The sequence below is a fragment of the Nocardia sp. NBC_00511 genome, from assembly GCF_045161165.1.
Taxonomy (GTDB): Bacteria; Actinomycetota; Actinomycetes; order Mycobacteriales; family Mycobacteriaceae; genus Nocardia.
The window spans coordinates 3,957,959-3,979,543 of sequence record NZ_CP107849.1; the positions used below are offsets into that span (position 1 = coordinate 3,957,959).

The window sequence follows — 21,585 nt, forward strand, 5'->3', positions numbered from 1 at the left end:
GCGCTCAGCCCCGCGCCAGCCGCCTGGGCGGCAGCACCCCTGTCGCCCAGTCGGCCACGGTCTCGGCCCAGCCCGGGATCATCATCAGATTGTTGTGCATCCCACCGGCATAGATCACCAGCCGTTTGGGTTCCGGCGCCGCCTCGTAGAGCGCGCGACCCATCCGCACCGGCAGCAGCTCATCGGCGTCACCGTGCATGAGCAGCACCGGACAGCGCAGCGTACGGATCCGCTTCAGGCTCGGATAAGCGTTGGGCACGAACACCTTCGGCAGGAACGGATACACCGCGACCGCCGCGTCCCGCATCCCGGTGAAGGTCGACATGAGCAGCAGGGCCGCGGGCGGAAAGGCATTCGCCAACTCCAGCATCACCCCGCCGCCGAGCGACTTGCCCAGATACACCACCCGCGCCGGATCCACCCCGGGCCGCGCCAGCAACGCCTCCCTGGCCGCCCGCGCATCCCGATACGTCCCCCGCTCGTTCGGCCGCCCGCTGCTCTGCCCGTAACCCCGGTAATCGAAGATCAGCACATCGAACCCGGCCTGCGCGAGCATCGCCAACATCGGCGACCGATCCCCGATATTCCCCCCGTTCCCGTGCGCGAACAGCAGGTGCCCCACCGTTTCCCCGACGGCGGGCACGAACCAGGCATCCACCGTCTCCCCGTCCGAGGTCCGCAACGACAATTCCTCGAACGCCACCCCGAACATCGCCGGAGTAGCCACGATCCGCCGCTCCCCCGGCACATAACTCAGCGCATTGAGAATCGGTTCCGCCGGATGCCACATGTCCCCATTCCTACCCGGTGCCGCCTCATCCGACACCTCGGACCCGCCGGAATTTCCCACGCACCCGGGCGCTCGCCGGACCGGTGACCGAAACCGGCGTACCGTTCGAACCGGCCGGTTTCGTCGGTGGCTCGAGATATGTTGCGGCACATGACAATCAGCGACCACGACGCGATCACCGTCGACACCCTGGCGGGCCCGCAGTCCCCGGACGGCGTGGTCATCCGATCCGATCTGCTGCCCCCGGGCACTCACGGCTCGAACCTGCGCGGCATCGTGGACCGGAGGGTGTGGGACGCGCTGCGGCTGCCGATCTGCGCCACCGCCGGGAACCGCTGCGAGATCTGCGGCGACGAGGTGATCCGCAACGGCCGTCCCGGGCGGCCGGACTGCCACGAGAAGTGGGTGTTCGAATTTCCGGGCCAGCGGCCCACGCAGCGGCTGAGGCGGCTGATCGCGTTGTGCCCGGGCTGTCATCAAGTTCAGCATTCGGGGCTGGCGCGGGTGAAAGGGCTGGAGCACGAAGTGGTTGAGCGACTCTGCCGACTCAATCGCTGGTCACGCAGCCGTGCCGAATCCGATCTGGATCGATCGAGTGATCGCTGCCGGTACCTGGATCGCTTCGACTGGGACCTCGACCTGTCGGCGCTGAGCGACCGACTGGTCATCCACGGCTACCCGGCGATGCGGATCCCGGCCGCCGACCGTGCGCGACTGGGCAATTCGTTCTTCGGCCTGCCGCCCCACTGCGAGAGCGAGGCCTACTGATCCGTCGGCTTGCCGTCCCCGTCGGTGTCCTCACTCGCGGTGGGCGGTGAGATCCGGCGCGGCTTGGCGATGCGGCGAATGCCCGCGGTCGGGCCGGCGTCCGCGCCGGTGGCTTCCTCGCTCGCGGTGGGCGGCGAGATTCGACGCGGTTTCGCGATGCGGCGAATACCGCCGGTCGGGCTGTCGTCACCGGCTCGCCGCCGCCGCAGGGCGTCGAGGTCGATGACGCTCGCATCGGATTCGGGGGTGTTCGGGTCGGGCTGCGCGGCAGGGTGTTGCACTCGGCCCGGGTCGACCGGGAACCAGCCGGTCTCGCGCTGCAGTTCCGACCGCAGTACCGGCCGGGTGGGTTCGGGGTCGTAGATGGAGCTGCCATCCGGACGCCACACGGAGGCGGGATGCTCTCCGGGCTGCACGGTGGCACGTCGGGGGCGGCGCGGCAGCCGGGTCAGATTGGACCCGCTGTCCTCGGCCTCGGCGGTGCCGTTTTCGGCGGCCCGCAGACTTTCCAGCTTGCGGCGCAACCGCTCCACCGCATCGAACCTGTTCTCACCGGGTCCCGGTAGGGATCCGCGACCCGGCTGTTCCCGATCCGACATCGGACTAACCGCCGACAGGCGCCACGGCACCCGGCAGATCATCGAACTTCATTCCGATCGCAACGCTCACGCTCATATTCTCCCTCTAGCCCGTCACACCCGTGCCTTGCCCAGTCCCACTGAGCGCCCGAGCCGGGCCCCGACCATCGCCCACGTGACAAATCAACGATAGCCGCCCCCCACCCTCCGCCGCGTCCACTATCCCCAGCGCGTCCCCAGCCCGTACCAACAAACCTTCACCAGCGCATTCCCATCCACCCACCAGTGCCCACCGATCTCCCCCAGCACCACCCCGCACACCAGCACCCCCAGCCCCGCGACAACCCACACCCCGCTCGTGCGCACATCCGCACCCCGAGCCCGCCACAGTGACAGACAACATACGACCGTCACCGCCCCAATAACCGCCGCCACCAGCACCATCGGCCACAACCCACCCGCGATCGTCCCCCGCCCATGCTGATCCCGAGGCCCGAACAACCCGACAACCACCACCGACGCCACCACCGCGAGCACGGTCACCGCCCCACCCACGAACCGCGGACCCCGCCCAACCTCCCCCGCACCCGACAGCACCCAGCCGAACGGCACCATCGCAACGGTCAACCCAACGATCGCCGCCACCAGCCCCACCGAATACCAGGCGGCCGCCGCCCCCGGCACCGAAGCCGTACCCCGACAAGCCATCCCGCCATACACCGCATGCTCGAACCCCGCCCCGACACTAATGGCCCCCGCACCAACCCACAGCAGCATCGAGGGCACGAGCGCCACCACCCACACCAGCCCAACCCCACGCCCCGAAATCCCCACTCCGAGAGCATATGTCGGAATCGGGCGACAGTCGGGGCGTGACCGTGACACCCACCGGCGGTACCACCCCCTGGTCGCCACAGCTCAACTCATGATCTCCAGCTCGCGGATCAATTCGGAGGCAGTAATCGGGTCGAGTTCATCCAAGGTCGCCCCATCGAGGGTGACTCGAGTGATGGCCTGTTTCTCGTCGTCGTGAAGCGCGCCCAACCACAGTCCGGGCTCGATCGTGATCTCGCCATACACGTTGCCTCCGAGAGCGCGCCTCAATCGAGTCACGACGCCCGCGCCGGTCTCCTGCCACCGCCAATCGAATCGCTTGAGGCCCATCACAGTTCCCGTGCGCACGGTCCGGCCCGCGAGACGATCGAACGCGTCGGCAAAGCCCGGTGAATCAGCCGTCCACCACGGGCGGTCCAACTGCTGGAAGGGCGCGAGTACCTCGTAGTCGGCGAACAGCTGCGCCCACTCAGGTGCCGACTCGCCCAATTGGACGGGATGCGCAACGCCGACGAGCGTGTCATCGGCCAATTCCACGACCTCGTCATCGATGTCCGCGCGGGTGCCATCCTCGGCGATCCGGAACGATCCGGTGACCGCCCCGGCTTCGTCGACGATCACCCAGACGAGCCTGCGCGCCAAATGCTGCATCAACGGATGTTCGGCGAACAAACGCTGTTGCACTGCGCTGGGCCAGCGTCGCCCCGAAAGCATCGCCTGCTCCAGCCGCTTCGTCTGGTCTGCCACTGTGGTTTTCAAGATTTCCTTGAAGGCCGTGTGGTCCGCGTATGCCGGGACCGCCTTGTCCTGATCGTCCTTGGCCGTCGGCCGGGGAAGCAACTTGCGACTGCCCGCTGCGGTCCAGCCGCCACGGTCATCAGGCACCGCGTCGAACACGAGCGGGCAGAGCCGTTGGTCGATCCGGACCAGAAATGCGCGCGTGCCGTAATCGACGACCAGCGCTCCGGTTTCGCGCAAGCCGAGGTCCGGCACCAAACGGTCGGCGAATTCGTCGCCGGTGAGGCCACGTGCCTCCGCTATTTGCCGAACAGCCACAGCCGCGTGCTTCTTGAACGCTTTCGCCTTGGCTTGCTGCGAGATCCGATGCAGCACGGTGAGGGAGGCATCACTGTCGATGGCGACCAGCACCCGCAGAGCGGCTTCCGCCGGTGAACCCGCGAAGTAATACCAAGGCCGGATCAACGGTTCCAGTCGCCAGGCGGTCTCGTCGTCACCGAACAGCGCCAGCGCCTGCATCACCCAGATGCCGTCGTTGACCATGCCGGAGAATATCCACGCCTCGAACAACCCCCAGGCGAATTCCGCCAGTGAGCCAGGTTCGGCGACCGCGGCGAGTTGCGCGATGCCCGGATGCTTGCCGTGCGAATCGCTCAACGCCAGCATGCCGGTCAGCGTGTGGACTGCCGCATCGGGTACCACGAAGCCGCTCTCGCGCAACATGATCGGCGGCAGACCTGCGACCATGAGCCAGTCGGGCAGCGCGGGAATGGCTTTCGGCCCAATCCAGCTGTCCGCTATCGCCGTGACAGTCTCGACGGCACCGGGCACCAGGATCGCCGCCGTCGCCAGCAACGTGTCTCGGTGCTGATCGGCCAAAGTGCGCACCGCCTTCTCGGCCACGGTCCTGGATTTGCCCGGCACGTCGAGAATCGAGGCGATGAGATCCGTTGCGGCCGTGGCGATATGCCGATCGAACCAACGGCGCGCGGTGGTGCGGTGCTTCTTACCGTTGAGCCAGCCGACCATCCATGTAGTCACCTGAGTTCCTACGAACGGCATCAGGATTTCCGGGTCGATGTCGCTGACCTTCGAACCGAGCGTGAGCAGGAAATTCGAGGCGCGGTCACTGGTGACGCGGCTGACGAACTGCCGCTGATCCGGGTGCGTGGCCCAGCGCGCTTGTTCACCAGGCAGCCAGGCGAGCGAGACCGGCTGGGGCACAAGCGAAGAGGTGTCGACAGCGGCACGGGTTCGGGTAACTCGACGCTGATGCGGTGGCGTCCGAAGCGATTCGGGAAGAGTCTCGACATCCGCCGACGCGCGCGGTGGAAGGAGAACTCCGAATTCGGCCGCGAGATCCGGACGTGTGCGGGCATAGCGTTCGCGCAGATCGCGCACAGCGCGGCTGGGTTGTTCCAGCCCGGCGAGCACCCTCATCGCGCGCCGCGGGAAACGTGCCATCGCCCTGAGTATCGGAGCGGAGGTGAGAGGTGGGTCCAGGTGGGCCAACAGCAGGGAAAATGCCTCGTCGGAGGGGAGGTGTTCCAATATCTCAGCGAACGCCCGGTCCCAACCGGATGTGGCCTCGCGGAGAAGCTGATCCACCATGGCGGCCGCGCCGGCACCCAGTCGAGCGACGCAGGTATAGAACGGGACACGGTCGATGGAGGAGGTCCCCAGCGTCGGCGAGCCCGCCGTTTCAACCAACGTGGCGAGTTGCTCAGGTGTGGTGATCGACATCAACAGATAGAGATACGCGTTGTTCAGGCGTCTCGGCGTCGTATGCGTCGCGGCGCGAATGTCCTCGTCGACCCAATGTTGCTCAGTGGGCGCCAGTACCGATGTCGCGATTCGGGTGACCGGGTGCGCGTTCGGAGTACGCAACTCTCCGAGCCGGACGACCACCGTGCGATAGGTGTCCTCGGGGAGCACTGCGAGATGCTGCCGCATCCGGAACAGTATCGGGGAGTGGACCGTATCGCTGATGTCGTCGAGACGGCGCGCGGACGGGAAAGATATGCCTGTCTCCCGGTTCCAACAGCGACCCGAACTGGCCAACTGCACAGCGGCCTCGGCCGCGAAGACCACGCCGTAAGTGCTGACCCAGGCGTCAGCGACGGCAGGGTCTTCCCGCTCGGACCAGCGGAGGGTGTGAGCCACGGCCTGCGCAAGCACAGCCGCACCGAGTGGCGTAGCCGACGCCGGTGAATCCAGCGCTACCGTACCGGCAGCGCCGAGCCCGCCAGATTCATTGGCGGCGTCCAGTATTAGACGAATCTCGGAGATACGCGCGGCCACCACCGCCGCGACCCCAGCCACCGCATCCGAGCCTTGTGCGGCCAACCCCGCCATCGGGTCGACGTCCAACTCTGCCTGCGGTCCGTACCCACGCCCTGGGACGACCGGCCACCCGGCAGGCGCCTCCCAGACATCCTCGTCGGAATCGACCGGAATCGCGCGAGTCATGTTCTCTCCCCATATGTTGCGGCCCACTCGCGAAACAACCTAACTGGCAGGTACGACAACCCCTAGATGCCGTGCACACCAGCATCTTTCATGCCAGCATCGGTCATGGAATGAACGATGTGCAGTCGAAAGCGGCTGCAACACTGCCGATGTCTGCAAGCTGGTTCAGCCATCGCCTGTCTCGCAGCAGAATCCGTCAGGAGCTGGATAAGAGCGCCCTCCAGTTGGCTACCCGATGCCGGAGTCACTCAGGGTGCCGGGCGCGGTCACAGTCCGGTTTCCGGTCCTGTCGACTACCGGATAACGTGAGCAGGTGACGCTCTCGACATAGCGCGCTTGCGCGTCGACCCGAGCCCTTCCCACGACCCTCGCGTGAGTCACGTCATAGTAGCTATCAGGTAACTGGAATATCTGTCGCCTCTTATGTAGCGTCCAGCCCATCCAGGCCCAGGTCTGGACTGCGCCGTGAATGTCCCGGCGCACCGCGGGCCGCGCATTCAGCGAATTCAGCGCCCGCGTCCGAATTGGATACGCAGGATGAGGGATTCGATCGTGAGTACATCTGCCCGCCGCCCGGTGAGCCGTCTTTTCGCGGGCGCGCTGCCCCTGGCCGCCGCCGTCGCCACCGCCGGAGTGCTCTCCGCCGCCCCGGCCGTGGCCGACACCACGACGCCGATCCCCACGCCGGCCCTCGACATCCCCGAGCTCTCACCCGAGGCGGACCTCTCCCACTTCCGTGCCGCCCCCGCGGACCTGTCGGTCCTGCGCATCCCGGCCGCCCAGATCGCCGGTATCCAGGTCCCCGACATCGCCCAGCCGGTCGACCTCCCGGCGCTGCCCGCGCCCGCCGACCTGAACCTTCCGTCGATCTCGGATCTCACCCCGCAGCCGCTGTCCCCGCAGGATCAGCAGCGCCTGACCAATGCCGGTATCGGCGCAGTGGTCGGCGGCGCCACCGGTCTCTTGGTCGCCGCGCCGGTGGCCTTTGTCGCCGGTATGGCGACCGGACTGGCCGGTGCGGCGATCGGTGGCGTGGTCGGTGTGGTCACCGGTGGCACCGTGGGTGCGCCGATGGGTCCGGCGCTGGTCACGACGGCGGGGCTGGGCGCGATGACCGGTGTCTTGATTGGTTCTGTGGTCGGTGGCGGTGTCACCGTGGCGGTGATGGCCGCGGGTGCGCTGGCCGGTGCCGGAATCGGTGCCGCGATCGGCGCATCCATCCCGGTCGCCTGATCACGGCGTAATCGAAAACACGAAGGCGGCGAGACCTCCGGGTCTCGCCGCCTTCGTGTTTCCCTCTCACCGATTTCGCGGCTACCGGCGCACCGCCGAAATGACTGCGGTGTCACTGATTTCGAGCAAACGACGACGCGCCTTCGGGTCATCGGCCTGCTCGTGCGGATGAGACTTTCTGGTGCCGTTGAAATACTGGCCCGTCGTCTGCGACAGGCCCGGATCGCAGATCAGGCGGAGGGTCGCATCGGCGCCTTCAGCCAGAGTGCTGATCGGGGTAACGCCGGATTCGCGCACCATGGTTGTCGGCATGAGAGTGGCCGGGTGCAGGGCGTTCACAGTGACACCGGTGCCGTCGAGTTCCTCGGCGTACTCGATGGTCGCCATGATCATCGCCAGTTTGGAGCGGCAGTAGGCGGCATATGCGTTGTAGTCGTGCTCAGGGGTCGGATCGTCGAAGTCGATCTCCTGCTGCCCTGCCGAGGCCACGTTCACCACCCGCGCGGGAGCCGAGGCCTGTAGCAGCGGAAGCAGCCGTCGTGTCAGCCGATATGGGGCCAGATGGTTTACCGCCCAGAGCAATTCGTTGCCGTCGACGGTGAGTTCACGCTTCCCGTCCGACCGGCCGCCGCTGCCCGCATTGTTCACGAGCACATCCAATCGCGAAGTACGGGAGATGATCTCGTCGGCGAGCCGGTCCACTTCCGCGAGTCGCGACAGGTCAGCCAGGACTATCTGCGGCGCGTGTCCGCCCGCCGCTGTCACCTCGGCGGCTACCGCGGCCGCCCGATCGGGGTTGCGGCCGTGCAGGATCAGCCGGGCGCCCGCCGCGCCGAGCCGCACCGCGAGTTCGCGACCGAGCCCGTCCGTCGCACCCGTGATCAGCACGGTTCGATCGGCCATCAGGTCGATATCTTTGTCGCTCACAGCATTTCCTTGATCGGTATCGAATTCACTGCACAGTCTCCGCGGTGGCGACGAGGGTGGCTCGGCCCAGGATGTGACCGGCGATCGTGAACCCGAGCAGCGCGGGTGTGGAGTCGGAGGCGATGCCGATGTCCTCCACATCCAGAGCGTGCACGGTGACGAAATAGCGGTGCTCGCCGTGCCCCGCAGGCGGTGCTGCACCGATGTATCGAGGTAGGCGCGCGTCATTCGGCAACTGGAAGGAGCCGACCGGCAATCCACTGCCCGCATCGTCTCCGACGCCCTCGGGCAGGGTCATGGTCGTGGCCGGGATGTTGGCGACGGCCCAGTGCCAGAACCCGGAGCCGGTGGGGGCATCAGGGTCGTACATGGTAACGGCGTAGCTCTTGGTGCCCGCCGGGGCACCGCTCCAATTCAGTTGCGGGGAAACATCTTTCCCGCCGGGGGCACCGGAGGACCACTGCGCGGGTGGCCAGGCGCCGCCGTCGCGCACCGTGGTGCTGGTGACCGTGAATGCGGCTGCCTCGGGGAGGCGGGCGAAGGGATCGTTTGCGCTCATCGTGTCGCGCCTTTCGACTCGTACCAGAGATGCAAGATCGACGATATCAGAAATAATCGATGATTTCTCTGATCATCTATGATCGAGCGATGACTCGGACGATCCCCACCCAACCGGCGAAGCAGATGCTCTCCGAGCAGGTCTACACACACCTGCGGAACGCGATCATGCGCGGCGAGTACGCACCCAGCGCCGCGCTCAAGCCGCAGGATCTCGCCAAGCAGCACGGTGTGAGCCTGGCCGTGGTGCGCGAGGCGCTGGTGCGGCTGGTCGGCGAGGGCCTGGCCGAACGCCTGACCAACCGCGGCTTCGCGGTCCCCGCCCTCTCCGCACAACGCTGGCAACAGATCGGCGAGGCCCGCCGCACCATCGAGCCGGTCCTGCTCCGCATGTCGATCGAACGCGGCGACGTCGACTGGGAAGGCAACGTACGAGCCGCCCACCACCGCCTGGCCCGCACCCCCGCATTCACCCCACAGGACAACGAGTACTACAGCGAAGCCTGGGCCGAAGCCCACCGCGTATTCCATCGCACCCTCCTGGAAGGGTGCGGCAACCCGGTCCTACTGGAAACCTTCGACCGCCTCTGGGTCGCCAGCGAACTCGCCCGCCGCTGGTCCGCCCACCGCGCCCCCGACCGCGACGGCACCGAAGAACACCGCCGCCTGGAGGAGGCAACGCTGGCCCGCGACCCCGACACCGCCGCCGACATACTCACTCGCCACCTCACCATGACGACAGCCGCACTGACAGCGCAAGAAGTTTGAAATATCCTGTGACCAGACGCAATTCGGCACGATTGCACGTTCCGGCCGACTGCATTTCGACCTGATCGACTCTGCGCCAATGTCCGTGCGATCTGGCTTATGGCGGGTCTGGTGAATACGTGATGAGGTGGCGTCATGAGGGTGGAGCCTGGGAGTGACACGAGTGAGGTAGTCGACGCAGCAACTATGCGCCGTCAGCGGCGAACGCTGGCTTGGGTGATATTCGGCTTGGCATTCCAGTTTGCGTGCATCGCAGTGCTTGTAACGGCAGGGGTGGTGCTGGTCGCACTCTCCGGGCTGCTGGTGGGGGCCGGGTGGTTTGTCGTAGCCGCAATATTGGGTGTGCACTTCGTCGGGGCGGTGCGTCGGGTACGACGAATTCGGCGCGCCTCGTCCTGAAATGCCGTGCCGAGTCGATCGAACCGGACACGGCCGGATGTCAAGCTGAACCCTGAGTTCAGATTCCACCTATGCGACATTCTGCCGTTCAGCCCGAAAACGGGGGCAGGGCAGCGAATTCGGGATCGAGGCGGATGGTCGGCGCAATGCGGGCGATCCGCTGCCGCAGGCGGGTCAAGGGATGATCGGGGAACGCGCTGTCCCACTCCATTCCGTCGCTACGGTTGTAGGGCAGTTTGCCTGCGACGTTCGGGGCGTAGGGATGGGGTGTGGAGAAATTCTCGAAACCCAAGCGTGCCATGGTCATAGCCTCACGGATTCCGGTTGTGCCGGTCTCCTCGCAGAACATCATCAGTGCGATGCTGCAACGGTCCTTGGGAATCACGATCGACGCGGCGAACAGCAGACCGCTCGGCTGATTGTGCCGAGGCATCTTCTCCACACGCAGCAGAGCCGGTTGCCCGTCCACGCCAATGACGAATGCTTCGATGAGACTGCCGCTGCTGGCGTGGATTTCGCAGAGGCGTCGGCGCAGGGTGTCGAGATCCTCGAGCGGTGCCGGTAGATCGGGCGCGAGCGGGAAGTAGCGCACGACCGCCCGATCGCCGGTTTCGGGATCGATCCAGCTGTCGGTGGCGTCGGCCTGGAAACCGCTGACGTCGAACGAGATTGACATGCGGCCACAGTATCGGGCTGGTTTCGGCACGGAATCAGGCAGGGCAGCGGTCACCGAGCCCCCAGCGCCCGCATCCTGAGCGCGATCCTGCCCATCATCTCCGACCGCCACTTGCCCGCGTCCTCGACCGACACGATCTCGAGGAACTCGTAAACAGGAGCGAAAAGCGTGACAAGGAGCTTGTCCTGTTCTCGATGGTCGCCATGTTCTCCGGAGCGGCGCTCACCGGAAGCGTCTTTCCCAGAACCGATCTGGACACCTCGGATCCCACTGGCGGACTACTTCATCAATCGCGCACCGGAACTCAGCGAGCTTCAGCCCTGAGTCATACCGTCAGCGGAACAGGCGGAAGAATCCGCGTACCTGCTCGACCAGTGACGTCGGCTGCTCGAGCGCGGCGAAATGCCCGCCGTGCGGCAGCTCCTCGAACCAGCGCAGGTCGGTGAACCGCAGTTCGGCCTCGCGCCTCGACGGGCGGGTTATGTCGCGCGGGTAGATCGACAGTCCGGATGGCGCGGTCACCTTGTCGCGGAAGGTGGCGAAGCTCTCCCAGTACAGGCGGGCCGACGACGTGGCCGACGCGGTGAACCAGTAGACCGAGATCTCGTCGAGGATCGTCTGCCGCGACACCGCGTCCTCGGGATGGCCGTTGTTGTCCGTCCACGCCCAGAACTTCTCGGCGATCCAGGCGGCCTGACCCGCCGGGGAGTCGGTGAGGCCGTAGCCGAGCGTCTGCGGCCGAGTCGCCTGGATCGCCGAGTAACCGCGGCCGGTGCGCTGGAAGTCCTTCTCGGACTTCAGATTCGCCAACTCCGCGGGCGTCGGATCGTCGAACTTGCCCGCCGCGACGGATGCCAGGTTCAGGTGCACGCCGACGACCCGCTCGGGCGCGACCTCGCCCAGTGCGCCGGACACCGCCGAACCCCAGTCACCGCCCTGGGCGCCGTACCGTTCGTAACCCAGCGAAACCATCAACGTGTCCCAGGCGCGCGCGGTACGGGTGACGCCCCACCCGGTCGTCGACGGCTTGTCGCTCCAGCCGTATCCGGGCAGCGACGGCGCGACCACATGGAACGCGTCCGCCGGGTCGCCGCCGTGCGCGCGCGGGTCGGTCAGCGGGCCGAGGACCTCCAGGAATTCGAGCACCGAACCCGGCCACCCGTGCGTGAGCACGAGCGGGAACGCGTCCGGCTCCGGCGAGCGGACGTGCAGGAAGTGGATGCCCAACCCGTCGATCGTGTCGCGGAACTGCGGGAACACGTTGAGCCGCTGGGCGAATCCGAAGTCGTAGTCCTCGGCCCAGCTGCGGCAGAGTTCCTGCGCATACGCCAGTGGCACACCCTGTGACCAGTCGTCCACCGGTTCGGGCTCGGGCCACCGCGTCCGTCGCAATCGTTCACGCAGGTCCGCGATTTCGTCCGCGGTGATGCTGACCTCGAATGGCTCGGCGGACATGGCGAGACTCCCTACTGGTCAAGGCGTTACCGGATCAGATGCTCGAACCCTTCGCAACAGTAACCATGGTCGCGGCGGGAATCTTCCTAGCGGACATACCCGCGGTCCAGTTCGATGGCGAATGGAGCTTCGGTTAGCTGGCCGGTGCGGCGGTCACCCAGTTGGATCGGTAGGAGGCCCAATCCTCCGGCGTAGCGGTGTAGTCGACGAAAATGGCTACACCGAAAGCGGGCCGGGTGGGATCGGTGCGGCCCAAGCCCAGCCGGATCGCCCGGATTGCCGTGTCAACGGTTTCCGCTGAGCTGTGGTGGGCGATGTTCTCGATCTGATAGGCCGGTAGGCCCATCAGCAGATCCACGGATGGCGGCGTGACCTCCAATGCGAGGGAGGTCTGTTCGGCGACGTAGCCGCCGTACATGAATCGGTAGGGCATGCCCGTGTCGTAGGACATCACGGCGATTTGATCCACTCGATGCGCCGCCGCCGCGAAATACGCTTGCGACCACCACTTTTCATGCCCGGCAACGGCGAGGTAGGGGGCATGCAATCCAGGCAGCGGGTCGATCTGGGGCGCGGCGATCGACAACAGGGCGTGACGGCCCATGGTGAGGGCGTGGGCCTGGTCCAGCAGCGTCAGGAAGTCGGCGGTGTCCGACCAAATCGGCTCGAAATCGTAATGCACACCATCGAATCCGAGGTCCAGTAGCTGTCCGGTCGACGCGAGAATGTTCCCCCGCACGTCGGCGGCGTCGAGGTGCAATTCGTCCGGATACTCCGGGGCGACAAAGTTTCCCAACCAGGCCTGCACCCGGACGTTGGGGATTTCGCGGTGGACGGCGTCGACAAACCATGCGGCGTTGGGATGCCGGTCATCGGGAAGACTTCCATCGGAATCGAGCGGACCAGAGAAAACATAGAGATCCTTGATCCCGCTATCTGCCAACTGCGCCTTCAACGCAGCAACATCACCTTCATCCTTACGACCATCGATCCACTCGTGCCCCAGCCACAGCGCATCCCGCCCCCTGGTGTGCGCCGACGGCGTCCCCGAATACTCCAGCCGCAGCCCGACCAACATTCCACCGACCACCGCGACAACGAGCCCCAGCACCGCCAGCCCGGCAACCCACGTCCGCCGCCACCACAGCGCCCACCGCATCCGCCCCCCATTCGTCACCGAACACCCGAGCCTATGACACGGCGAATGGCTGCGCCCGTCGAGCCGATCGACTACCTACCGGGCACCCCGGCGGGTCGAACTCGCCCGATCACGCGGAATTGGCGGCGGCCCCGATCCAGCGAACATCGTTGTCCGACAGTGCGGTTCGAGGAATGGACCCGCAGACGAGCACCTCGAGTACCCGGCGCGGGTCACAGCCGTACACGCCATCACATTCGCTATGCCAAATCGAACATTCCTTGCTGCACAGCGAGATTGAAGAGATCCCAGGTGGCGGGCTCGAACACGAGCACCGGACCGATATCGCCCACCTTGGAATCCCGCACAGCGACAGCCCCGCTGACAAGGTGCGCGGCCTCCACGCACTCGCCGGAGGCCGCGCTGAAACTGGACTTGAACCATCGGGCGTCCAGCGGGTCGACCGTCATCTGTCGAACTTGCCCGCGCGCACAGCGGAATTGAAGCCGTCCCATGCGTCAGGTCCGAACACCAGCACCGGCCCGAGATCGCCTGCCTTGGAATCCCGCACGGCGACGGCCCCGCCGACCAGGTGCGCGGCTTCGACGCAGTCCTGGTTGGGGCCACTTCGGCTGGACTTGAACCAGCGTGCATCAGCTAGGTCGATGCTCATTTCTCGAACTCCTTCGCCAACTTCTCGATCAGTTGCCTGGTTTCCCGTTCATCCATCGCCACCGACCGGATCACCTTGCAGGCCAACCGGTACTCGTCGATCTCACCAGGCTTGTCCAGGTAAAGGGCTCCGGTGAAGCCCTCGATGTAGACGACCGGCGGCTCAGTCAAGCGGCTGGTCGGATGCGATGGGAACTCCATCAGTGTGAACGAACCGGTTATTACGGGCAACGGATTCTCGATCTTCAGCGGTAGCGCTCGGACCGTCACCGCCGGTAGCTCCGACACTTCGGCGATGTGTCTCAGCTGGTCCGCCATGACGCCCGCGCCGCCGAGTCGATAGCGCAGCGCAGCCTCACCGAGGTACATCGTGAGGGTCAGTAGTTCCGGAGACTCACGAAGTCGGGCTTGGCGTTTCGATGCAATCTCCACACGACTCTCCACCTCGGACGACGCCATGCCTGGAAAGGCAGCCCAGACCACCGCGCGTCGATACTCCGGCGTCTGCAACAGGCCCGGGAGCAACCCGAGATGCAGGCTGGTCAGCCTTCTGGCCGACTCCTCCAGCCCGAGGTACAGATCGAAATAGGTTGGCACCACGTCGCCATAGGTATGCCACCATCCAGGACTCTTGGTCTCCGCCACCAGTGCCGACAACGCCGCGGCATCTTCTGGTGTGGCGCGGTACAGCCGGCACAGCGCTTCGATATAGATCTCCTTCAGCTTCGGTCCGGGTTGTCCACTTTCGATCCGCCATAACGTCTGCGGCGCAATCTCTATGAGCCGACAGGCCTCGGCCTGCGGGACCCCTGACTTCTCGCGCAATTGTTTGAGCTGCCGCCCGAGCAGGCGGCGCGGAACCGTCGATCCAGCAGCCATTTCTGTAGCCTCACTACCGGTTTCATGCGAATTTGGAATGATTGTCGCCCCGGAATTTGGAGGATAGAGAACTATTGGCGATTTTCTCCCTACGGAAGGTTCCAGCGGGCGAGTCACCGGCGTAGCTCTTGAGGCAGCAGCATCCAACTACTGACAGGAGTGCCAGCCAATGTGCACCATTCCAACTACCGATCATGGCGAATTGCCCGTTATGACAGTCGATTACGCGCATCGCGTCATGCAGACGCATCTGACGTGCCCGGTGTCCGTGTGTCCGGTGAAGAACCAGGCGAAGCGGCGACTGGTGGAGTGCGGGGTGCTGGTGCCCAGCGATGCTCCGCATGTGGGGAGTTGAGAAGCCATGGGGGAAGCGGTGACTCATGAGGTGCCGGACTATCCGGTGCAGAATCTCGAGGTGGCCGAGCGTGGGCTGGCGACGCACCGGGAGTGTGGGCGGGAGTGTGATGCCAGGCGGTACTTCGGGAAGTTGGTTCCGGAGTTGCGGATGATCGCGCGGCGGCGGGCAGCGTCGGGCGGGTGGAATCTGTGGAGTGACGCGCGCGGGGAATGAGCGGGCATTCGGGCGGGGCTTTCGCGGTTATGGATTCCGTTGCACGGTGGTGGATTCGGCGGTTGCGGGGCCGCCGGTCACTGTGGTGGGTTGTAGTTCGGGGAGGGGGTGGCCTTGTTCGTCGATGAGGGTGGAGCGTTGTTCGTTGGGCGCGAAGGCGTTTCGCTCACCCCATTGACGGAGGGCGACGACGACGGTGAAGAGGTCCGCGCCGATGGGGGTGAGCGTGTAGATGTGGCGCTTGCCCGATGTGGCGGGGGTGCGGGCGAGAATGCCGCGTTCGACCAGTCGGCGTAGACGGTCGGTGAGGATGTTTCGGGCGATGCCGGTGGATTGTTGGAAGTCGCCGAAGGCGCGGGCGTTGTCCATGGCGTCGCGGACGATCAGGAGGGTCCAGCGGTCGCCGACCAGGTCGAGGGTGCGGGCCACCGGGCAGGTCGGGTCGGTCCAGTCGGGGGCTGCCGGGCTCGGCTGCGCCATTGAGACACTCCAAACGGTTGCGGATTGAAACCATTGTGCCGTACCGTTCGAACGGTTGCAAAGTGCTACCGATTGGACTATCGATGCCTCTGGCCACTGGTCGACGGTTGTTGTTCGCCACGATCTGCGCGGTATCCGTCGCGACCAGCTACTCGGCCCAGCCGATACTCACTCAGATCGGGGATGACCTGGGCATATCCGGTGGGGAGCTGGGGTGGATCGTCACGGCGGGGCAGCTCGGATATCTGGCGGGGCTGGTTCTGCTCGTGCCGCTGGGTGACATGGTCGATCGGCGCAGGCTCATCGTCGGGCACCTGCTGCTCACCGCAGTGGGGGTCGGGATCGCGGCGACGGCGGCTCGGGGCTGGGTGATGTTCGCGGGAGTCGCAATCGCGGGACTGTTCGCGGTGGTCGTGCAGACCACCGTGGCGTACGCGGCGGCCACCTCGGCGCCCGGGGAACGAGGGCGCACGCTGGGCATTGTCACCTCCGGCGTCGTGATCGGCATTCTCGGTGCGCGGATCGTCGCCGGAGGGCTGGCGACGGTATGGGGTTGGCGCAGCGTATATGCCACGCTCGCAATGCTTCTCGTTGCGTTGGCGCTGCTCACGCTGCGGCTGCTGCCCGCCGACACACAGACCGAGCACGCCTCGTATCGGCAGGTGCTGGGCACGTCACGAGCCCTGTTCGGCGAGCGACTCTTCCTGTCGCGGGGGCTGATCGCCTTCTTCCTGTTCGCGTCCTTCGGCACGCTCTGGAGCGGGCTGGCGTTGCCCCTCGTAGCGGCACCTTGGCATTTGAGCCCGGCTCAGATCGGCCTGTTCGGAATCGCCGGGCTCGCAGGCGCTTTGGGTGCGGGCCGGGCCGGACGGTGGGCCGACGCCGGATTCGCCAACGCGGTCACCGGCGCGGCGCTCGCCCTGCTGGCCGTCTCCTGGCTGGCGACGGGTCAGGCGACGTGGTCGCTGTGGCTGCTCGCCCTCGGCGTGATCGTCCTCGACTTCGCCGTGCAGGCCGTCCATGTCAGTAACCAGCATCTGCTCACCGCAGCCCACCCGGATCGAACCAGCGGCGTGATCGGTAACTACATGGTGTTCTACTCCGTCGGTTCCGCCGTCGGCGCGATCGCCACCACCGCCGTCTACTCCATCGCGGGCTGGCGCGGTTCCAGCCTGCTCGGCGCGGCCTTCGCCCTTGGCGCGCTTGCGGTTTGGGCGTCGATGAAAGCCCGGCCGCTACTTCATGTATCTGAGCAGGCCGAGGGTCGGGGCCAGCGCGCCGTCCTGGCCGAGGGACAGGAAGTCGGCCTCGACGTCGGATAGGGAGAGCTTCCCTGCCCGGACCGCGCGATAGCGGACGTAGGACCAGAGGAACACGTCGAGGTTGTCGAAGCGGGTCCCGGCTTCGACTACCTCTTCCTCGTGGAACCACACCGCCACTTGACCATTGGTGAGGACGACGTACAGATTCCCGCCGCCGTCGGCACCGATCGAATAGACGTCGTCGTCGCTGAGTTGGGTCTCGTAGTCGGAATCCAGGATGCCGCAGTCGTTTCCGGCGAAGTCGAAGCCGTAGGACCAGTCGAAGATATCGAGGAACTCCGCGAGATCACCGGAGCGGACGCGGCGGTCGAATGCCTCCAACGCGGCGGCATCGGCCGGAGCGAGGCGGGCGAGAAATGGTGCTACCGGCCGGGTTTCAGCGGGCACCTGCACCCTCGAGGCGTCGGCGAACCAGCGGGTCAGATCGGCATCGAGGTCGCGAACGGTGTAGCCGGTGAGGTCGGCGGGAGTGAGAGTCACGGGCGGGAGTCTAGAACCACCGCCCGACAGTCGAATTCGCGGTTCCTCAACGACGAAGGCCCCCGGAATCCGGGGGCCTTCACCGTATGCGGTTCAGATCAGCGCAGTACCGCACCCACGGCGCTGGACGCGGCGGCGACGGCGGCATCGCGCGCGGCGCTCGCCTCGTCCTCGGTCAGCGTCCGGTCAGTGGCGCGGAAACGCAGTGCGTAGGTGAGGGACTTGCGACCCTCACCGGCCTGCGCGCCCTCGTACACGTCGAACAGCGAGATGGTCTCGAGCAGTTCGCCCGCACCGGAACGCAGCGCGGATTCCACCGCGGCCGCGGCAACCGTCTTCTCGACGCTCACCGACACGTCCTGCAACACCGCCGGGAACGCGGAAACCACCGGCGTGGGCCGGATTTCACGCAGCGGCAGCGCGTCGAGGTCGATCTCCAGCGCGCAGGTGCGCGGCGGCAGCCCGGAACGCTCCAGCACCGCCGGGTGCAGTTCGCCCGCGTGACCGACGACCACGCCGTCCACCACCAACTCGGCGCAACGACCCGGATGCCACGGCAGGTACTGTGCGGCACGGCGTTCGATCACGACACCCGACGCCTCACCGATGGCGTCGACGAGCGCGAACGCGTCGGATGCCTCGGCGGGGCGACCCGCACCCCACGGTCCGCGCGGTTCGCGACGGCCGGTGAGCACCACGCCGACCCGAATCGGCTGCTCGGGCAACGACTTCAGCAGCGTCGCGATCTCGTCCTCGGTGGGACGACGATCCACCGGCAGTGGACTGACCGCCGTGGTCTCGGCGGTCGGCAGGGTGACCTGCCCGATGCCGTAGATCGCGAGATCGCGGGCACCGCGCGAGATATTGCGGGCGGCGATCTCCAGCAGCCCGGGCAGCAGCGTCGAGGACAGCTCGGCGCGCTCCACATCGAGCGGGTTGAGCACGCGAAGAGTCTTGCGGCGCTGGTCATCCGCGGCCAGACCCCAGGTATCGAAGACACCGGCGGGCATGAACACCGGTGAGGGCACCTCGACACCGCCCTGGAAGGCCAGCGCCTTGCTGATCGCACGACGGCGACGCTGCCCGGCGGTGAGACCGCGTCCGGCGGGGGCGGTCGGCAGCACCGACGGGATCTTGTCCAGACCCTCCAGGCGCAGCACCTCCTCCACCAGGTCGGCGGGCTGCACCAGGTCGGGCCGCCAGCTCGGCGGGGTGACGACCAGCTGCGCGTGCCCGGACTCGCTGACGCCGACCTCGATGCTGCAGCCGACCTGCTGCAGGCGGCGAGTGGCCGCGCCCCGCGCGTACTGCACGCCCGCGATGCGGTCGGCCAGGTCGATGTCCATGGTGATCGGCGCGACAGCCGGGAGCGCGACGCGCACGTCGGTCAGCTCGGGTTCCACAGTGCCACCGGCGATTTCGGCCAGCAGGGTGGCGGCGCGATCCAGCGCGGCCAGGTTCACCTCGGGATCCACGATGCGTTCGAAGCGACGACTCGCCTCCGAACCCAGCTTGTGGCGGCGCGCGGTGCGGGCGACCGCGACCGGGTTCCAGGTGGCGGCCTCGAGCAGGATGTCGGTGGAGGTGTCCGACACCTCGGTGGTCGCGCCGCCCATGATGCCGGCGAGCGAGATGACACCGGTGTGGTCGGCGATCACCACGTCCTCGGCGTCCAGGGTGCGCTCGACTTCATCGAGGGTGCGCAGGGTTTCGCCGGTATTGGCGCGACGCACCACGAATCCGCCCTGCACCTTGGCTGCGTCGAAGGCGTGCAGCGGCTGCCCCAGTTCGAGCATCACGTAGTTGGTGACGTCGACGGCCGGGGAGATCGGGCGCACACCCGACAGCAGCAGCCGACGCTGCAACCACCACGGGCTCACCGCCTTCGGATCGATGCCCGCGACCCGGCGCACCGCGAAACGCGTGCACAGCGACTCGGGTTCGACCCGCACCGAGCGGGAGTCGGCGTCGTCGTCCGGCAGCAGCCGCACGGCCGGATCGCTGTATTCCAGATCGAATCCGCAGGCCAGTTCCCGCGCCAGACCGCGCACCGAGAACGCGTAACCACGGTCGGGCGTGATGGCCAGCTCGATGACCGTATCGTCCAGGCCCAGCAGCTCATTGGCGTCCGCGCCCGGCTCGGCGGTGCCGGGCTCGAGCACCAGGATGCCGCTGTGATCCTTGCCGATGGCCAGTTCGGCCACCGAGCAGATCATGCCGTTGCTGGTGTGCCCGTAGGTCTTCCGCGAGGCGATCTTGAACCCGCCGGGCAGCTCACCACCCGGCAGCACCACGACCACCAGGTCACCGACGGCGAAATTCCGTGCGCCGCAGACGATCTCCTGCAGCTCGGGATTGCCGACGTCCACCTTGCAGTAGCGGATCGGCTTCTTGAACTCGGTCAGCTCGGTGATCTCGGCGACGCGGCCGACCACCAGGGGATGCTCGAGGTCACCGGTGATCCGCTGCAGCGGATCCACCTCTTCGACTTCCAGACCGACCCGGACGAACCCGGCGTCGAGCTCCTCCGGCGTCACCGACCAGTCGGGGGTGGTGCGCTGCAGGATTTCCGTCAGCCAGGACTGCGCTACTCGCACTTGACGTTTCGCTTCCTCGTATCGGGGTCAGGTCAGGACTGGATGCCGAAGGGCAGCGTGAAACGCACGTCGCCCTCGACGATGTCGCGCATATCCGGCAGGCCGTTGCGGAACTGCAGGGTCCGCTCCAGACCCATGCCGAACGCGAAACCGGTGTACACCTCGGGGTCGATGCCGCTGGCGATCAACACCTTCGGGTTCACCATGCCGCAGCCGCCCCACTCGACCCAGCCCGGTCCGCCCTTCTTGTCCTCGAACCACACGTCCAATTCGGCGGACGGTTCGGTGAAGGGGAAGAAGCTGGGCCGCATGCGGGTGGTGGTGTTCGGGCCGAACAGCGAGCGCGCGAACGAATCCAGCGTGCCCTTCAGATGCGCCATGGTCAGGCCCTTGTCGATGGCCAGACCCTCCACCTGCGAGAACACCGGGGTGTGGGTGGCGTCCAGCTCATCGGTGCGGAACGTGCGCCCCGGGCAAACCACGTAGATCGGCAGCTCACGAGAAAGCATGGAGCGCACCTGAACCGGCGAGGTGTGCGTGCGCAGCACCTGCCGCGAACCCTCCGGCGCGATGTGGAAGGTGTCCTGCATGGTGCGCGCCGGATGATCCGGCAGGAAGTTCAGGGCGTCGAAATTGAAGTGCTCGGTCTCGACCTCGGGACCCTCGGCGACCTCCCAGCCCATCGCCACGAACACATCCGCGACACGCTCGGACAGCACCGCGATCGGATGCCGGGCGCCCGCGGCGGTCCGCGACGCGGGCAGCGTCACGTCGATGGTCTCGGCGACCAGCACCGCGGCGTCGCGCTCGGCGAGCAGCTCGGCCTGGCGGGTCTCGTAGGCGGCGGACACCCGGCCGCGCGCCACGTTCACGCGCTTACCGGCCTCGGCCTTCTCATCCTTGGGCAGCGTGCCCAGCGACCGCTGCGCCAGCGAGATCGGCGACTTGCCACCCATGAACTCGGTCTTGGCGACCGCCAGCTCATCGAGGGTCGCGGCCGAGGCGAACGCCTTCTCGGCGGCTTCGGCAGCGGCCGCGAGAGACTCCTCGGTCAATGCGGCGGCCTGCTCGGCACGGTCGTTGTCGTCGGCCACGATGGTTCGTCACTCCCCTGGCTGGTACGGGTCGGGCGGGATTGCCTGTCCATTCTTGCTGGTCGCATCGTAATCCTTGTAATCAGCCCACCTCGAATGGATTTCCGCAGCTCGCGGGCCGGGTTACCGGGTGGCGTACGCCTCACTCCGGACTCGGCG

General features: G+C 66.6%; 20 protein-coding genes. 4 read left to right on the plus strand and 16 right to left on the minus strand.

Annotated elements, in window-relative coordinates; genetic code table 11:
* Positions 1-4 precede the first annotated feature (4 nt).
* Entirely contained in the window at positions 5-790 is a 786-nt protein-coding gene (locus tag OG300_RS18650; protein WP_405497647.1) for an alpha/beta hydrolase, read from the minus strand.
* 150 nt (positions 791-940) lie between these two features.
* On the opposite strand from OG300_RS18650, the gene OG300_RS18655 reads away from it, so the two are divergent.
* Positions 941-1,558: a hypothetical protein gene (locus OG300_RS18655; protein ID WP_405497649.1), complete on the plus strand. Its 618-nt coding sequence runs from the start codon at positions 941-943 to the stop codon at positions 1,556-1,558.
* Here the strand turns inward: OG300_RS18655 and OG300_RS18660 are convergent.
* The 3 genes from OG300_RS18660 to OG300_RS18670 form a co-directional block, all read right to left on the minus strand.
* Positions 1,552-2,157, minus strand: a complete 606-nt coding sequence (locus OG300_RS18660) for a hypothetical protein (RefSeq protein ID WP_405497651.1) — start codon at positions 2,155-2,157, stop codon at positions 1,552-1,554. The genes OG300_RS18655 and OG300_RS18660 overlap by 7 nt on opposite strands.
* Before the next feature lie 198 nt (positions 2,158-2,355).
* The gene (locus OG300_RS18665) at positions 2,356-2,844 is read right to left on the minus strand and encodes a hypothetical protein (RefSeq protein WP_405497653.1); all 489 of its coding nucleotides are present in this window, start codon (positions 2,842-2,844) and stop codon (positions 2,356-2,358) included.
* Positions 2,845-3,054: 210 nt separating this feature from the next.
* Complete coding sequence (locus OG300_RS18670) at positions 3,055-6,177, minus strand: DUF4132 domain-containing protein (RefSeq protein WP_405497655.1); 3,123 nt, start codon at positions 6,175-6,177, stop codon at positions 3,055-3,057.
* A 552-nt stretch (positions 6,178-6,729) separates the two neighbouring features.
* Here OG300_RS18670 and OG300_RS18675 point away from each other — a divergent pair.
* On the plus strand, positions 6,730-7,410 hold the full coding sequence (locus tag OG300_RS18675; RefSeq protein ID WP_405497657.1) for a hypothetical protein: 681 nt from the start codon (positions 6,730-6,732) through the stop codon (positions 7,408-7,410).
* An 81-nt stretch (positions 7,411-7,491) separates the two neighbouring features.
* On the opposite strand, the gene OG300_RS18680 is transcribed toward OG300_RS18675, so the two are convergent.
* Both OG300_RS18680 and OG300_RS18685 read right to left on the minus strand, forming a co-directional pair.
* Entirely contained in the window at positions 7,492-8,337 is an 846-nt protein-coding gene (locus tag OG300_RS18680) for an SDR family NAD(P)-dependent oxidoreductase (RefSeq protein WP_405497659.1), read from the minus strand.
* A 25-nt stretch (positions 8,338-8,362) separates the two neighbouring features.
* Entirely contained in the window at positions 8,363-8,896 is a 534-nt protein-coding gene (locus tag OG300_RS18685) for a YbhB/YbcL family Raf kinase inhibitor-like protein (protein WP_405497661.1), read from the minus strand.
* A gap of 89 nt (positions 8,897-8,985) precedes the next feature.
* On the opposite strand from OG300_RS18685, the gene OG300_RS18690 reads away from it, so the two are divergent.
* Positions 8,986-9,663, plus strand: coding sequence for a GntR family transcriptional regulator (locus tag OG300_RS18690; protein ID WP_405497663.1), 678 nt, complete (start codon positions 8,986-8,988; stop codon positions 9,661-9,663).
* 487 nt (positions 9,664-10,150) lie between these two features.
* Here the strand turns inward: OG300_RS18690 and OG300_RS18695 are convergent, their stop codons facing one another.
* The 7 genes from OG300_RS18695 to OG300_RS18725 form a co-directional block, all read right to left on the minus strand.
* Entirely contained in the window at positions 10,151-10,849 is a 699-nt protein-coding gene (locus OG300_RS18695; protein ID WP_405497665.1) for a hypothetical protein, read from the minus strand.
* Positions 10,850-11,071: 222 nt separating this feature from the next.
* Positions 11,072-12,193, minus strand: a complete 1,122-nt coding sequence (locus OG300_RS18700) for an epoxide hydrolase family protein (protein ID WP_405497667.1) — start codon at positions 12,191-12,193, stop codon at positions 11,072-11,074.
* Between the two features lie 133 nt (positions 12,194-12,326).
* The gene (locus OG300_RS18705; RefSeq protein WP_405497669.1) at positions 12,327-13,352 is read right to left on the minus strand and encodes a hypothetical protein; all 1,026 of its coding nucleotides are present in this window, start codon (positions 13,350-13,352) and stop codon (positions 12,327-12,329) included.
* A gap of 239 nt (positions 13,353-13,591) precedes the next feature.
* Positions 13,592-13,801 (minus strand): DUF397 domain-containing protein, encoded by a 210-nt coding sequence (locus OG300_RS18710; RefSeq protein WP_405497671.1) that lies wholly within the window; start codon positions 13,799-13,801, stop codon positions 13,592-13,594.
* A complete protein-coding gene (locus OG300_RS18715; protein ID WP_405497673.1) occupies positions 13,798-14,004 on the minus strand; it encodes a DUF397 domain-containing protein in 207 nt (68 codons plus the stop codon). Before OG300_RS18715 ends, OG300_RS18710 begins: the two co-directional genes overlap by 4 nt.
* Complete coding sequence (locus OG300_RS18720) at positions 14,001-14,882, minus strand: helix-turn-helix domain-containing protein (RefSeq protein WP_405497675.1); 882 nt, start codon at positions 14,880-14,882, stop codon at positions 14,001-14,003. Before OG300_RS18720 ends, OG300_RS18715 begins: the two co-directional genes overlap by 4 nt.
* A gap of 598 nt (positions 14,883-15,480) precedes the next feature.
* Positions 15,481-15,933, minus strand: a complete 453-nt coding sequence (locus OG300_RS18725) for a winged helix-turn-helix transcriptional regulator (RefSeq protein WP_405497677.1) — start codon at positions 15,931-15,933, stop codon at positions 15,481-15,483.
* Positions 15,934-16,016: 83 nt separating this feature from the next.
* Here OG300_RS18725 and OG300_RS18730 point away from each other — a divergent pair, with 83 nt between their 5' ends.
* A complete protein-coding gene (locus OG300_RS18730) occupies positions 16,017-17,255 on the plus strand; it encodes an MFS transporter (protein ID WP_405497679.1) in 1,239 nt (412 codons plus the stop codon).
* Here OG300_RS18730 and OG300_RS18735 read toward each other — a convergent pair.
* From OG300_RS18735 to pheS, 3 genes are all read right to left on the minus strand, one after another.
* Entirely contained in the window at positions 17,169-17,735 is a 567-nt protein-coding gene (locus tag OG300_RS18735; RefSeq protein WP_405497681.1) for a hypothetical protein, read from the minus strand. The genes OG300_RS18730 and OG300_RS18735 overlap by 87 nt on opposite strands.
* 98 nt (positions 17,736-17,833) lie before the next feature.
* Entirely contained in the window at positions 17,834-20,332 is a 2,499-nt protein-coding gene (gene pheT, locus OG300_RS18740) for a phenylalanine--tRNA ligase subunit beta (protein ID WP_405497683.1), read from the minus strand.
* A 32-nt stretch (positions 20,333-20,364) separates the two neighbouring features.
* A complete protein-coding gene (gene pheS / locus OG300_RS18745; RefSeq protein ID WP_405497685.1) occupies positions 20,365-21,426 on the minus strand; it encodes a phenylalanine--tRNA ligase subunit alpha in 1,062 nt (353 codons plus the stop codon).
* Positions 21,427-21,585: the final 159 nt, after the last annotated feature.